This is a genomic window from Paenalcaligenes niemegkensis (assembly GCF_022230885.1).
In the GTDB taxonomy this organism is placed as follows: Bacteria; Pseudomonadota; Gammaproteobacteria; order Burkholderiales; family Burkholderiaceae_B; genus Paenalcaligenes; species Paenalcaligenes niemegkensis.
Genome location: NZ_JAKGCT010000004.1, coordinates 128,138 through 142,289 on the forward strand (window position 1 = coordinate 128,138; position 14,152 = coordinate 142,289).

The window sequence follows — 14,152 nt, forward strand, 5'->3', positions numbered from 1 at the left end:
GCTCAACATTGGAATGAGAATCATTGTTATTATGCTGGTTTATTTCATCGGGCTCAGCCTCCACTCATCATGTCACGTCCACCTGTTCCCAAGAATGGCTGGCTCGCTCATTACAGCGAGCTAGTCGCGGCGTGGACGCGATGGGGAGCTAATCGCGAAGATGCCGAGGACGCTACGCACGATGCAATTGTCCGCGTCCTGGAAAAAGAGGTGGGCTCCCTGGTTAATTCGCGAGCTTATCTGCATCGCAGCGTACATAACCGACTGATCGACGGGCATCGGCAATCCAGGGTCCTTGACGTGGTTTCTTTTGACGAGCTGGATGAGGCCGAGCATCCGGTGCTGACCGATCCCGATGCCCAGGCTCGAACCGAGGAACTGTTGGCCTCCTTGAAGATTGCTTTGACCGACTTGCCGCTTAAGTGCCGTCAGGTATTCTTGTGGCATCGGCTGGAAGGCTACTCTCAAAAAGAAATCGCTGAGAAGCTGGGTATTTCCGTTAATATGGTCGAAAAATATATGATTCGCGCGATCAGGCACCTTCGGAAACAGTTACAAAATCATGCGCCACATTGAGTCAGGGTTTTTACCTTCTCATACGTCTTACTTAATGAAGGGGTAGAAAATCATAACGATGGCAACCCATCGGACTCCTGCTCGCTATGAACACTCAAAAGCCGAACCTACCAAACGATCCCCTGCCGCCGCAGCCTACTGGTTTGCGCGCGTCCATTCCGGTAACTTCACCGTGGCAGAACGTGAGCGCTTCCAGCAATGGCGCCGCGCCAATCCTAACAACGAGCAAGAATACCGGGCATTGGATGAGATCTGGCAAGCGACCAGCATGTTGCCCAAAGACGAGCTGCGTGAACTGCTGGAGGCACCGAACTCACCGGCAGAGCAAGGCTGGATGACCCGACGGCGCTTGATGATCGGCGCTGCTTCAGTCTCTACTGCGGCGATCATAGGAGCCGTGTTTCTTCGTGGACACGATCTATATCCTGCTTCCCATGTATTGCGTTATGTCACTGCCCACGGTGAGCAGCGCAAGGAAGTGCTGCCAGATGGGTCTGTAGTAGAAATGAACGTTTCCAGCGAACTGATTGTGAGCTACTACGCTAGCCGCCGTGTTGTCGAACTTATCAGGGGTGAAGCTTCCTTTGAGGTCGTTGCCAATTCCGAGCAGGTATTCACCGTGGTGGCGGATAACGTGGATGTCAGGGTCACGGGCACGGTGTTTAACGTAAGGCGTAATCAAGACCATGTATCGGTTGCTGTTCAAAGCGGCTCCGTTGAGGTGTCTTCCGGCCGGTGGTGGAATCGTGAAACAGCCGTGCTGACTGCAGGCATGACGACTCATGCATGGCCGGACACCCCTTTGTCTGTGGACGCAGTCAATGTCGCGGCGCTAACGGCATGGCGTCAAGGCAAGGTGGTATTCAGGGACGAACTCCTTGAAGACGTAGTGCAGGAAATGAATCGCTACCTGCGTGAGCCCATCTATCTGACGGACAGCCGGCTTAAACACCTGCGCATGGCAGGCGTGTTTAGCATTCAGGATGCCGAGGGCTTTTTACAGGCGTTGCAGACCCATCTTCCCGTTGTTGTTGTACACCGTCCGGATGGCGGCGTGAACCTGGCTCTGTTGCGCTAAACGTCAGTACAGCTTTCTGATGTAGTCTTTTTATCACCTGGGTACGCTTATTGCACGCTCCCCGGTGCGGAGGCGGCTTTTGATTAGACGAACAATCCAGAATAAGAATCGTTGTTGTTACAATTTAGATTCGGTTTTTGTTCAGGGTTTTCCGGAGCTCGTCCGTCTTACCTCATGAAGGGGTGTTTTTTGTGCTGTGTGCCACCCCTTTGGGATCCTTTGGCCAAAGGGGTGGAGCATTGCGCTCGTAAGAAATACGTAACAGGAAACTTCTCGTGATTGACAGGACCCCTCCTACTGCCCGCAAGACGGGCGTTAAAAATAATTCGGCTGCGGCCTTCTCCACAACGTTGAGTCGTCTGGCCGTTGCTGGCTCCCTGGCTTTGATCAGTGTATCGCCGTCGGTATACGCTCAGCAGAGTGCTGTGCAGATCAACATTCAACAGCAGTCTCTAAGCGAGGCACTGTTGCAACTGGGGCAGCAGACGCCTTTGCAATTTATCTACACTTCAGATTTGGTACAGGGGTATTCCGTGAGGCCGATCAGCGGCCAGATGGCCCCCGAGGAAGCTCTGCGTCGTTTGCTTGCGGGGACGGAGATCGAATACTCGCGTGAGGGAAATACAGTCAATCTGCGGCGTTCTGTGAACACGGCACAGTTAGCGCCCGTGACTGTAACCGGCACCATTGCCGAAGGTGAACTTCCCGTGCCGTACGCTGGTGGCCAGGTGGCGAGCGGCGGCGGGCTGGGGGTGCTAGGCTCTCAAGATGTGATGGATACCCCGTTCAGTACCACCAACTACACGTCGCAAATGCTTGAGGACCAGCAGGCCCGTACCCTGGCCGACGTAGTCGTCAACGAATCGTCGGTACGCATGATGACCTCTACAGGCAGTTTTAGTGAAGACTTCCAGATTCGCGGTTTCAATGTCACCAGTGGTGATGTTGGTCTGAACGGCCTGTATGGCCTGACCTCGTCTCACCGCATGCCAGCTGCGCTCATGGAGCGTGTCGAAGTCCTTAAAGGGCCTGGCACGCTGATGTATGGCATCAGCCCTAACGGCAGCATCGGGGGCAACATTAATATTGTGACCAAGCGGGCCGGCGATGAGCCTTTGACCCGTCTGACCACGACCTACGAAAGCAAAGCGGTGCTGGGCGCTCATCTGGACATGGGACGCCGCTTCGGTACAGACAACCAATGGGGCATCCGTTTCAACGGCGTATATCGCAATGGTAAAACCAGCCTGGACAATGGCCGACAGAAACTTGGCCTGGGCGCGCTGGCGCTGGATTATCGCTCGCCCACGCTGCGATGGTCACTGGATACCTATGCGCAGCGCGAGAACGTCGACAGCTTCCGCTCACAGAACGGATTCCGTCCAGGTGTCTCGAATATTCCTGCGCCTCCATCCGGGCACCGCGCTATATACTCCGGCGCTGACCTGACCTCACGCGACGCGACGGTGGCCTCACGCCTGGAATACGATGTTTCCGACCGTCTCATGGTTTATGGTGCGGCGGGCTATCGTTACGGTGCCAGTGAGCAGGATTTTCCCTCGGCTCGGACCACCAATGCCGTCGATGCGCAGGGCAACTTCCGGGCTCTCAATGCTTGGTATGACGCCTATTCGCGTAACAAGACCGGCGAAATCGGTGCGCGCATGAACTTCGACACGCTCGGAGTCAAGCACGTGGTGAGCCTGTCGGGCTCGATACTGAAGTCGGAGGCAGGTAGTTTTTTCTTGTCGGCGCCAGTGAGCCAGACCATTGATTCCAACATTTATAATCCGGTACCGTTGATTCCGATGACGGGTGAGCGTCACTCGCCGACTAAAGCCTCAGAGACCACACTTTCCAGCTTCTCGCTGACCGACACGCTCTCATTTGCTGACGGCAGGATCCTGATTACCGGCGGCCTGCGCCAGCAGCGCGTGAAGTCGGAGAACTTCAACGCAGCAGGCGGGGTCACTTCCTCCTACGACGAAGACGCTATCTCGCCATTGGCTGGGATCGTTGTGCGGCCATTTGAGAACGTCTCGGTTTATGGTAACTTTACGTCGGGCCTGACTCGTGGCGGTACGGCTCCTGTCGATGCCGCCAACGCCGGAGAGGTGTTCGCACCCTACAAGTCCAAGCAGTACGAGGCTGGTGTGAAAGTGGACTGGGACCGTGTCATCACCACGGTTTCCGTATTTCAGATAGACCGGCCCAACTCGATGACTGATCCGGTTAGCAACATTTATAGTTTCGATGGAGAACAGCGCAACCGCGGACTTGAACTGTCCGCCGTTGGAGAAGTTATGTCCGGACTGCGTCTTATGGCCAGCGCCACCTTCTATGACGCAAAGCTGCAGCAAACTGCTGGTAGCGTGAACCAGGGAAACAAAGCCCATGGCGTGCCCAAGCGCACCTTTAATCTGGGTGCCGACTGGGACGTACCCTGGGTACAAGGTCTGAGCGTGAACGCGCGTGCCATTCACACCGCTGCAACGCCTTACGATGCCGAGAACACCTTGACGTTGCCATCGTGGACCCGTTACGACATGGGCGCGCGCTACCGCACGAAAGTCCATGGCCATCCGGTTACTTTACGGGCCACGGTAGAAAATGTGACCAACGAGAACTACTGGCTGTCTAGCAGTACGCTGCTGACGGTGGGTACTGTCGCGGCACCACGAACTGTTCTGTTGTCGGCAGAGATTGAGTTTTAGAACCAATGGTTATAAAAAGAGCCATTCGTTTATGGTTTCAGGATATCCAGATCTCTCGCTTATAAGAGGGGACGCGTAAGCTACTCTATATCAGGGGCACACCGCTAGTCTGATGGCAGCAGGCGGTGTGACAAATTAAAGCGCCGCGTACAGCAATGGCCACGCTGGTAGGAGTACGACTATTTGCCAGCTACAATAGTTCGCATGAACGAAGCTTTCACATCAAAGTTGGCCGTGAACGAGGACGAGGTGGTTTTCACGGCCATTCGCTCGCAGGGCGCTGGAGGGCAAAATGTAAATAAGGTATCCAGTGCTGTACATTTACGCTTTGACATTGCGGCGTCTTCCTTGCCAGAGCCGGTAAAGGCGCGATTGCTTGCGCTGCGAGATCATCGCATCACCGGCGCGGGTGAAATCGTGATTAAGGCCCAAAACAGCCGCCGGCAAGAGCAAAACAAAATAGACGCGCTGGCGCGTCTTCAAAGTCTGATTGACAGTGTCGCCAGCGTTCCAAAAGCACGCCGGCCGACTCGTCCTACGCTGGGTTCAAAGCGGCGCAGGCTGGAACAAAAAACAGCACGCGCACAGATCAAGCAATTTCGATCGCGCATCAAGCACCCCTGACTTCTAAACACAATCGGGTCTAATAGGGGGTGTCCTGGCACCGGGATGTGCTGGATTGTTTATGTAAACGTACATCAAAAGGAGAATGCAGTATGAGCAAGGACAGCTACATACCGCCCCAGGTCTGGGCCTGGGATAAAGATAATGGTGGCAAGTTTGCCAACATCAATCGGCCGATCGCTGGTGCGACCCATGACCGGGAATTGCCCCGGGGCAAGCACCCGCTGCAGTTGTACTCCCTGGCTACGCCTAATGGCGTCAAGGTCACCATTTTGCTCGAGGAGCTGCTGGCACTGGGAATCGCTGAGGCCGAATACGATGCCTGGTTGATCAGCATCAACGAGGGTGAGCAATTTGGCAGCGGTTTTGTCGAACTCAACCCTAACTCCAAGATTCCGGCCCTGTTGGATACCAGCGTCATTCCTCCGTTACGGTTGTTTGAATCGGGCTCCATTCTGCTGTACCTGGCTGAAAAGTTTGGCGCTTTTATCCCTAAAGATGTTCGTGGCAGAACAGAATGTCTAAATTGGCTATTCTGGCAGGTCGGTAGTGCACCTTTGCTAGGTGGCGGTTTCGGTCACTTTTATGCCTACGCCCCCGAGAAATTTGAATACCCGATCAACCGCTACACCATGGAAACCAAACGTCAGTTGGATGTGCTCAATCGACAGTTGGCAGGACACCGCTATGTGGCGGGAGACGAGTACAGCATCGCCGACATGGCCATCTGGCCCTGGTACGGCGGAGTCGCGACGAATCAGGTGTACGAGGCGGCGGAGTTTCTTGAGGCTCACACCTACACGCACGTATTACGCTGGGCTGAAGAGATAGGACAACGTCCTGCAGTACAGCGTGGCCGTAAGGTAAATCGCAGTTGGGGCGAGCAGGACGAGCAGGTGCCGGAACGGCACTCAGCCAGTGATCTTGACTGATATCAAAGAGTCGCTTCGGCACTTCCCGTCACGGGATCGATCAGTAAGGTCATGATCTCTGTAATGGCTTGATTGAGTGAGGGCAAAGGTGTGCCATCACGTGCCTGAATCGTAATGCCGAACATAAAGCTATCGAACAGGCCTGCTAATGCCGCAATATCCCTGGTAGCAGGAAGCTCTCCGCACTTACGTGCCCTGTCTAGGCAGGCGCGAATCCCTGAGCGGGCGCGCTCACGCTCTTTGGCCAGCAAGGCCTGGATATGCGCACTTTCTGGTGAGCAGGCGCTGGCGCCCAGTACCAGAAGACAACCTTGCGGATATGCGCTATTTGTTTGCATCTTGGCCGTCTGTCGAAGAGCCAGCTCAAGGGCTCGCCTGGGGGAGAGCGAAGTATCCCACAGGGGGCGATAGCCTGACCGTGACAGGCGACATAGCGCTCCACTACTTCTCTGAACAGCGCTTCCTTTGAAGCGAAAGCGGCATAAAAACTGGCAGCTGAAATGCCGCCTATGCTCTCACGCAGTTGCGCGAGGCTTGTTGATTCGTAGCCATGCTCCCAAAAAGAAGCATGGCTTTGTTTACGGCTTCGTCTCGGTCGAAGTTGCGCGGCCTGCCCATCTGTGCCATACCAATTTCCCCAACATAAAAATATACCAGTCAGTCTATATGCTATTAAACGTGAGTATTCTGTCTGCGGTTTACATGGAATTTTGACGCTAATATGCTCTGATTAGCCTGACTTACTTATATACTATTCAATCCATATGTATTTGACAACATCAGATAACTTGATTAGTCTTTGTTTTGGATCAATCGATCCATAAGTTGTGATGACGGCGTCATCCATTGCAGAGGACAGCCGCATTTAAATGCTTATCTTCTAAATTTTTGATGGATTTCGTACCAATGAAAGATCTTTTCACAGACTACAATTTGTCAGGGCTGCAACTAAGCAATCGTATCGTCATGGCCCCCATGACCCGGTCTCGCGCCGTAGACACCATTCCTAACGATGAAACGGCGCTGTATTATGGGCAGCGCGCGAGTGCCGGGCTAATTGTTAGCGAAGGCTCCCAGGTGTCTTCCCAGGGGGTTGGCTATTTGTTCACTCCCGGTATTCATACGGATGAACAGGCCGCAGGCTGGAGAAAGGTAACGCAGGCCGTGCACGAAGAAGACGGAAAAATTTTCAGCCAGCTTTGGCACGTCGGCCGTCTCTCTCATACCTCCCTGCATGAAAATGGAGCATCGCCTGTGGGGCCTACGTCCAAAACAGCCGAGAATACGACCTCATTCGCTTACGACGAAAAGGGTAAGCCTGGGCCTGTGCAAACCAGCGAACCACGCCCACTGTTGACCGACGAGATCAAGAGCATTGTTCAGGATTTTGCCAAGGCTGCGGCAAAAGCTATCGACGCTGGTTTTGACGGGGTCGAAATCCACGGGGCCAATGGTTACCTGATTGAGCAATTCATCAATGCAGGCGTCAATACTCGGGATGATCAATACGGAGGGACGATCGAAGGCCGTCTACGTCTGGCGCTAGAGGTAGTGGACGCCGTGATTGCCCAGGTAGGCCGTGAGCGGGTCGGGATTCGGATTTCACCGTTCAATCGTATTTTCGACATGCCTGCCTTTGATGGCGAGCAAGAGACCTGGATCAAGCTTGCGCGTGAACTCTCTACCCGGAATCTGGCGTACGTCCATATTAGTAACCGTGATGCGCTGATTGCAAACGAGGACGGAAAGGCATTTCTGAAGCAATTCAGGGAAAGCTATGCCGGAACCTTGATTTTGGCTGGTTTGTACACGAAAGAAGAGGGGAGCGGGATATCCGCGAAGGCCTGACTGACCTGGTCGCATTTGGCCGTCCCTTTATTTCCAACCCTGATCTGGTCGAGCGCATGAAAAACGGTTGGCCTTTGACTAAGCCTGATCAGAATACCTTTTATGGGGGAGATCAGATGGGATATACCGACTATCCGGTGTATGAGGCTTCAGTAGCCCGGCTGCCATAATGCGCACCGCACTGAGTTTTTAAGGTGTTTAGAATTTATGATTGTTATCAGACCCATGGTCGCCGCTGATATTGAGGCTATATTGGCCATTCAGGCCGATGCTTACTTCGGGGAGGAGCAGGAAGAGGAAACGGTGATTTCTGTCCGTTTGGATACGGCGCCAGACACCGCCTGGGTGGCGCAAGCAGGGCAAGGCTTGCAGGCTTACCTGGTCACTTATCCTTCACGGCTGGGCGCGCTTACCGCATTAGGGGAAAATTTTCAGTGCGCTGCTGATCCAGACTGTCTGTATTTGCATGACTTGGCGGTGCTTAGCGCGGCTAAAGGTACAGGAATGGGGCTGGCCCTGATTAATAAAGCAATTCGTTATGCCGAAGATCAGGGCTACCCATTTTCCGCACTGATTTCAGTACAAAATTCGGTTGGTTTTTGGCAGCGGCAAGGCTATAGCGTGGTAGAGAAACTATCGCCGCAACAGCAGGCCAGACTGGCAACCTATACCGGCCCGGCTTATTACATGAGCAAGAGGCTGAACGGGGCCGGCTAAAAGGCGGTTTTTTTCCAGAGATTACTCATTAAGTTGAGCCATGCCTATCAGCAGAAAATGCCACTTTTTTTGAGCCTCAAGCTGGTTTTGTCGGTTTGCCAGTGCCTGACTAATCGATGTATAGGCTGTGCTGCCCAAGGCTAGACGCAAGGGCGGGTTCACGGCATCTGCTGCTGCAATCATGGCATCGACTGTTCTGCCTGCATCGCCCCTAATGGCAAAGGCACCCGACGCTATCGCTCGTCGTAGTTCGCCAGCCGAGGTGTCTTCATAGCAGCTCATAGGCTGTGCGCGATCCAGTCCTTCGACGAAATTGGTACCGGTTGGCCCGGGTTCGACAATCAGAAAGTCTATGCCGAACGGCGCAACCTCTTGGGCGACCGACTCGATAAAGCCTTCAATCCCCCATTTGGTGGCATGGTAGAGGCTGAAGTTCGGATAGGCGATTTGTCCGCCTTCTGACGAAAGCTGAACGATACGACCGCCATTTTGGGCACGCAAGTGAGGCAAGAACGCACGAATGAGCTGAATGGAACCCATCAGGTTCGTGGCAATCTGCCGCTCGATCTGGGCGTCGCTTGCTTCTTCGGCCGCTCCAAAGAGTGCGTATCCCGCGTTGCTGACTACGACGTCGATGGGGCCTGCACGCTGGAAAGCCTCCGCCACCACAGATCTGATGGCCTGGGGCTCAGTGACATCAAGAGTGAAGATATGCAGCTGATCGCCGTATTGTTTTGCCAGACTCGTCAGAGCCTCAGGCTGGCGCAGCGTTGCAACCACGAGATCACCGCGTGCCAGTAAGCGTTCAGTGAGAAGGCGGCCCAGGCCGCTTGAGGTCCCGGTAATAAACCATGTCTTAGTCATAGTGTGAATCCCAAAAGAGAAGATGAACGACTAATAGGATGTTATGGGATTATCATTGTTATTAGAATGACCAATAAATAGCATGAGTAGGTGAAATGAAATCATCAATAGGCTCTCCATCACTGAAGGACCTGAATGCCTTTATGGCCGTGGCGGAGCACCGCAGTTTTCGCCGCGCCGCTGAGTTGTTGGGCGTAACGCGTTCGTCGCTCAGCCATACTGTACGAGGTCTTGAAGATAGACTAGGAGCCCGTCTATTGCACCGGACCACACGCAGCGTAGCGCTGACCGAAGTGGGGGAACAATTTCTTGCTCGCCTTGACCCCTTACTGAGCGATTTGGGCCAACTTCTTGAGGACGTCGCGGGAGCGCAAGGGCGGCCGACAGGGACGTTGAAGATCAATGGTAGCGATGCCGCTATCAGATTGCTGCTTGAGACGTTGGTGCCGACGTTTCTGACACGCTATCCTGGCGTAGAACTTGATCTCGTAGCGCAAGGGCAGCTAGTGGACATCGTTGAGCAGGGCTTTGATGCGGGTGTGAGGCTGGGGGAAGCGGTGCCCAAGGACATGGTGGCAATTCGCCTCGGTCCTGATATGCGTTTCCTGGCAGTCGTGTCCCCGGGCTACCTGGCTGCTCACCCGACGCCCAAAACGCCCGACGAGCTTGTCGCGCACCAGTGCATCCGACAACGTCTTCCCAGCGGTAAACGTTATCGATGGGAATTCCGTAAACGGGAGCAGGAGCTGGCGCTTGATGTGCCGGGAGGATTGACGCTGGACAACAGCCAGCTGATGGTTGAGGCGGCGGCGGGCGGTCTGGGCATCGCCTACGTGCCGGAAACTTATGCCCGTCCGCTCATTGCCGAGGGGCGTTTGCTTGTTGTGCTGGAAGATTGGTGCCCATACATTCCGGGGCTGTCTCTTTACTTTCCTAACAATCGACATATGCCAGTGAACCTAAGGGCATTTATCGATATGGCCAGGGAAGAGCTTGAATGAAATATCCCACTAATCCCCGCTGTTCGATGAGCAATTTCTTGAGGGTCTTAGAATGCCGGGTGTCTTTGTTTAGTCATGCGGCTGGTATGAGTCTATCTCCAGCGCTCACTGCGCCACGCCTGCTGTGCTGCCGCATTTAGAAACGTCCAGGCAATGAAGCGACTTTTCTTTTGGCCCTGCGTCATTTCCACAGTGCGTACGTCAAAGGCGTTAACCTTTCTTAAGGCATGCAACAAGCCAGGCAAATTAGACTCTTTGGACACCAGCGTGCTGAACCAAAGCACTTGACTGCGTATGGACGTACTCTCTTCTATCATACGGCGTATAAAAAGCGCTTCACCACCCTCGCACCAGAGTTCAGTACTCTGTCCTCCAAAATTCAGCGCGGAAGTTGTTTGTTTTGGTACAGCCTTGCCCAGGCCACGCCATTTGCGCCGAGTGCCGCTTAATGCATCTTCCCGTGAGGTATGGAAGGGAGGGTTGCACAGCGTAAGGTCAAAATAGTCGTTTGCACCCAGTAAGTCCTGAAAAATATGCTTGTGTGATTTTTGTTGACGTAATTTGATTGCCGTGGAGAATCCGGGATTAGCTTGAATAATAGTTCGTGCAGACGTCAGAGCAACGGCGTCGATGTCCGACCCCAGAAATGCCCATCCATATTCCGCATGGCCAATCAAGGGATAGATGGCATTTGCACCCACACCAATATCGAGGACACGTACCGTGGCGCCAGAGGGAATGATTCCCGCATTGTTGGTGGCTAGCAAATCAGCCAGATGGTGTACATAATCAGCACGTCCCGGGATGGGCGGACACAGATAATTAACAGGAATATCCCAATGCTTGATGTTGTAATAGGTCTTTAGCAAGGCGCGATTCAGGAGCTTGACCGCCCCGGGGTCGGCGAAATCAATGCTTTGATTGCCGTATGGATTCAAGAAGACGAAAGCAGCCAGTTCGGGCGTATCTTTGATGAGACGAGCAAAGTCGTAACGGCCTTGATGGCGGTTACGCGGATGGAGCAAAACCGTCGTCTTGGCAGATGCTGGTGATTTGGAAATGGTATTACCTGTTTTTGAGGATAGCGTTGACTTCCAAAGTGAGTCTTTGCTCTAGCTTGCCGATGTTCTGATCTTACTTATCGGCCTTCGGAGTTCGTTCAGATAAGTATAGCAACGAACCCAATTTCGGCGTGAGGCTTTCAACTAGTAAAGGTCCAGGCCGGTCAGCCCCAGCCCGGCTAAGGCCAGACGACGCAGCGCCTCGCCATCGCTGGTCTGTGCGATCCCGGGCATCCTGCCGCATAGCGCCGCGCTTCGACTCCGGTGGCCCTCTTCATCCGGGCCACGAAGGTAACCGTACGGTGGCTCAGGCACCATAGCCGCTGTAATCGCCACTCTGGAGACCGTTCCACGCAAAGCTGATGCGACAAGTGGCTGTGTTTTTGACCTCTGACTGATTTAGTCGGCAGCGTGCGATTATTGAGGTTTTTTATCATTTTACCCCGCATCTATGTGTCTTTCTGGTCGCGCGGGCTGCCTATACTAGTGGATATCAAAAGGAGGCATTGTGCGCGGCAGACTATGGCGTACCTACCCTGCGGGGGCTTAGTGCTTATTTCCAATAACGCATCGCTTGAAGGATTTACATGTTTGTTCAAAACGCATCGGCTGAGTTTAATTCGTATCCTGATGACCTTCGCAATATCATAAATATTGCCCTTGCCAAAGAAAATCGAGAGTGGCTGGCCTCGTGGGAGCGACTGCGCTCTACGCCTACGCCTTTGTGGGATTTGCCTGGCTTGGCAGCACAACTGGGAGTGAGCCGCATCCAACTAAAAGATGAATCATTACGCTCTGACCTCGGGAGCTTTAAGGTGCTTGGTGCGCCCATTGCGCTTCTCAGATTGATCTTGCGGACCAAACCCGAGGCGCATTATGTGCCCGCAAAGCTGTTTGCCGGAGGGCATGCGAACGAGCTGGCAGACCTTGTGGTGATAACAGCCACTGATGGTAACCATGGTACTTCGCTTGCGGCAGCAGCCCTGGCCATCGGCTGTGAGTGTGTGATTGTCCTTCACGAGTTGGTCAGTCAAGAGCGCGAAGACGTTATTGCCTCGCTCGGAGCGCGGATTATTCGGGTTAAAGGCAATTACGATGATTCGGTGAAAGAAGCCGTGCGCTTGGCGGCTGAAAACGGCTGGCATGTGATTGCTGATACATCCTCAAATGGTGACGAGACTATCCCACGCGACGTGATGCAAGGGTATTCGGTTATTGCTGATGAGATGCTAGGGCAAACGGAAGCGCATGATGATACACCTCCGTTTACACATGTTTTTCTGCAAGGCGGCGTCGGCGGGTTTGCGGCCGGTATTTCGAGTTACATGCACGAGCGTTACGGTGCCAATAGACCAAAGATGATCGTAGTTGAACCTCGATCCGCTGATTGTTTGTTTCAATCAGCCAAACATCAAACGCTGATGCCCGCAACCGGCTCGACTCATACCGTGATGGCAGGCCTTGCGTGCGGCGAGGCTTCACCCATTGCGTGGCGCTTTCTGCGTCATGAAATAGATGCATTTATCATCGTAGAAGAAGAGGCGGTACAAGGGGCTATGCAGCTGTTAGCAAAAGGCGCCGATAATGATATTCCTGTCGTTGCAGGTGAGTCGGGTGTGGCAGGCCTGGTTGGTTTACGGACCATCGCTAATGATGCCGGTCTAAGGGCTCAAATTAAATTGAATAATGAGGCCCGCGTTCTTCTGATTAATACCGAAGGTGCGACCGCACCCGACATTTACGCCGAGATGGTAGGGGCTAAAAGTGAAGAGATAAGACAAAGACAAAACGATTGGCAACGCAAGTATTCGCTTGCCTAGGGACGGTACTGTGGGCCCGCCTTATAAGCGGCCGTGAGTTAGCTGACGTCTATGGGAATGGCCGTTTCGAACTTGATTTGGTTGATCATGACAGAAGTGTTGAACTTCTTGATGTGTGGGTTTTTGAAGAAGTACTTATTGCAAAACCGTTCATAATGACTCATGTCGGTTAATGAGAGCACCAATATATAGTCGTGATCTCCCGTTACGTAATAACACTGCGTCACCTCCTCAGCGTCATGCATGTCCTTTTTAAATTTGTTAGAGATGTGAGACTGCTCGCTTTCTAATGTGACCGCTACGATAATCGTAACGCGTAGGCCCAGCTTGGCCGGATCGGCGATAGCGACGTCCTTCGTGATCACTTTGTGATCCCGTAGCCGCTTGAGGCGGCGCAAGCATGAGGCCGGAGAAAGGTGCACGATCTCTGACAAGTGTGTTGCCGTCAAATTATTGTTTTTTTGAACAGCGGATAATAACTTAAGGTCAAAACTATCTAGTTCAAGCATGACATAGTAGACGGATGGTGGGCGTATCCAGCGGCATCTTAGGCCCTGATGTTCACACAGCGCTTCTTCTAGCCGGCGCTAGTCTGGCCCGGTGCTTCATAAGTTTGAGTGGTGCGCCTATTCCGCCAGAAAAGCGGATTGCCATATGAGATGCCCCGATTCTGTACGATATGTGACCATTGCGCGATAGCCGTGAGTATACAGTAAGCAATGGGATGAACGAAAAACTCGACTCCTACAGGCAATACCAGACCCAACTTACTGAGCAGCCCGCAAGCGCGGCAATGTGTTGTTGGAAGGGTGGAGCGGCCTTGTTTTTCTCCTGGAGTTTCATATTGAGCGCAAGAAACGGGGTGCTTTAGTACTCTTGCCAAGTCAGTATGATGCGAACTGACACAACAAGAGGCA

13 protein-coding genes and 2 pseudogenes are annotated in these 14,152 nt (G+C 53.3%); 9 read left to right on the forward strand and 6 right to left on the reverse strand.

All coding sequences use genetic code 11. The features are described from left to right. The first annotated feature begins 69 nt into the window (after positions 1-69). The 5 genes from L1889_RS04525 to yghU all read left to right on the forward strand — a co-directional run bounded on the left by L1889_RS04525 (position 70) and on the right by yghU (position 5,924). Positions 70-576, forward strand: a complete 507-nt coding sequence (locus tag L1889_RS04525; RefSeq protein WP_238664095.1) for an RNA polymerase sigma factor — start codon at positions 70-72, stop codon at positions 574-576. A gap of 58 nt (positions 577-634) precedes the next feature. After that, positions 635-1,654 (forward strand): FecR family protein, encoded by a 1,020-nt coding sequence (locus L1889_RS04530; protein WP_238664097.1) that lies wholly within the window; start codon positions 635-637, stop codon positions 1,652-1,654. A gap of 275 nt (positions 1,655-1,929) precedes the next feature. Then, positions 1,930-4,368: a TonB-dependent receptor gene (locus L1889_RS04535; protein WP_238664098.1), complete on the forward strand. Its 2,439-nt coding sequence runs from the start codon at positions 1,930-1,932 to the stop codon at positions 4,366-4,368. A gap of 204 nt (positions 4,369-4,572) precedes the next feature. Then, complete coding sequence (gene arfB, locus L1889_RS04540) at positions 4,573-4,992, forward strand: alternative ribosome rescue aminoacyl-tRNA hydrolase ArfB (protein ID WP_238665855.1); 420 nt, start codon at positions 4,573-4,575, stop codon at positions 4,990-4,992. 92 nt (positions 4,993-5,084) lie between these two features. Beyond that, positions 5,085-5,924 carry a glutathione-dependent disulfide-bond oxidoreductase gene (yghU, locus tag L1889_RS04545; protein ID WP_238664100.1) on the forward strand — a complete coding sequence of 280 codons (840 nt, stop codon included), beginning with the start codon at positions 5,085-5,087 and terminating at the stop codon, positions 5,922-5,924. 2 nt (positions 5,925-5,926) lie between these two features. On the opposite strand, the gene L1889_RS04550 is transcribed toward yghU, so the two are convergent. Both L1889_RS04550 and L1889_RS18715 read right to left on the reverse strand, forming a co-directional pair. Beyond that, entirely contained in the window at positions 5,927-6,262 is a 336-nt protein-coding gene (locus tag L1889_RS04550) for a TetR family transcriptional regulator C-terminal domain-containing protein (protein WP_238664101.1), read from the reverse strand. A gap of 164 nt (positions 6,263-6,426) precedes the next feature. After that, a pseudogene (locus L1889_RS18715) lies at positions 6,427-6,645 on the reverse strand (hypothetical protein); the annotation flags it as partial. A 185-nt stretch (positions 6,646-6,830) separates the two neighbouring features. Between L1889_RS18715 and L1889_RS04560 the strand changes: the two are divergent. After that, positions 6,831-7,942, forward strand: a pseudogene (locus L1889_RS04560) (alkene reductase). A gap of 37 nt (positions 7,943-7,979) precedes the next feature. Further along, positions 7,980-8,489: a GNAT family N-acetyltransferase gene (locus tag L1889_RS04565; protein WP_238664103.1), complete on the forward strand. Its 510-nt coding sequence runs from the start codon at positions 7,980-7,982 to the stop codon at positions 8,487-8,489. A gap of 21 nt (positions 8,490-8,510) precedes the next feature. Here the strand turns inward: L1889_RS04565 and L1889_RS04570 are convergent, their stop codons facing one another. Beyond that, positions 8,511-9,353, reverse strand: coding sequence for an SDR family oxidoreductase (locus tag L1889_RS04570; RefSeq protein WP_238664104.1), 843 nt, complete (start codon positions 9,351-9,353; stop codon positions 8,511-8,513). A gap of 95 nt (positions 9,354-9,448) precedes the next feature. Here L1889_RS04570 and L1889_RS04575 point away from each other — a divergent pair, with 95 nt between their 5' ends. After that, on the forward strand, positions 9,449-10,354 hold the full coding sequence (locus tag L1889_RS04575) for a LysR family transcriptional regulator (RefSeq protein WP_238664106.1): 906 nt from the start codon (positions 9,449-9,451) through the stop codon (positions 10,352-10,354). A gap of 92 nt (positions 10,355-10,446) precedes the next feature. On the opposite strand, the gene rlmF is transcribed toward L1889_RS04575, so the two are convergent. Together rlmF and L1889_RS04585 are read right to left on the reverse strand one after the other, a co-directional pair. Beyond that, positions 10,447-11,379, reverse strand: coding sequence for a 23S rRNA (adenine(1618)-N(6))-methyltransferase RlmF (rlmF, locus tag L1889_RS04580; protein ID WP_238664107.1), 933 nt, complete (start codon positions 11,377-11,379; stop codon positions 10,447-10,449). A gap of 180 nt (positions 11,380-11,559) precedes the next feature. Next, complete coding sequence (locus L1889_RS04585) at positions 11,560-11,751, reverse strand: hypothetical protein (RefSeq protein WP_238664109.1); 192 nt, start codon at positions 11,749-11,751, stop codon at positions 11,560-11,562. 251 nt (positions 11,752-12,002) lie between these two features. Between L1889_RS04585 and L1889_RS04590 the strand changes: the two genes are divergently transcribed. Continuing rightward, a complete protein-coding gene (locus tag L1889_RS04590; protein ID WP_238664111.1) occupies positions 12,003-13,235 on the forward strand; it encodes a diaminopropionate ammonia-lyase in 1,233 nt (410 codons plus the stop codon). 38 nt (positions 13,236-13,273) lie between these two features. On the opposite strand, the gene L1889_RS04595 is transcribed toward L1889_RS04590, so the two are convergent. Continuing rightward, entirely contained in the window at positions 13,274-13,744 is a 471-nt protein-coding gene (locus L1889_RS04595) for an Lrp/AsnC family transcriptional regulator (protein WP_238664113.1), read from the reverse strand. Positions 13,745-14,152 lie beyond the last annotated feature (408 nt).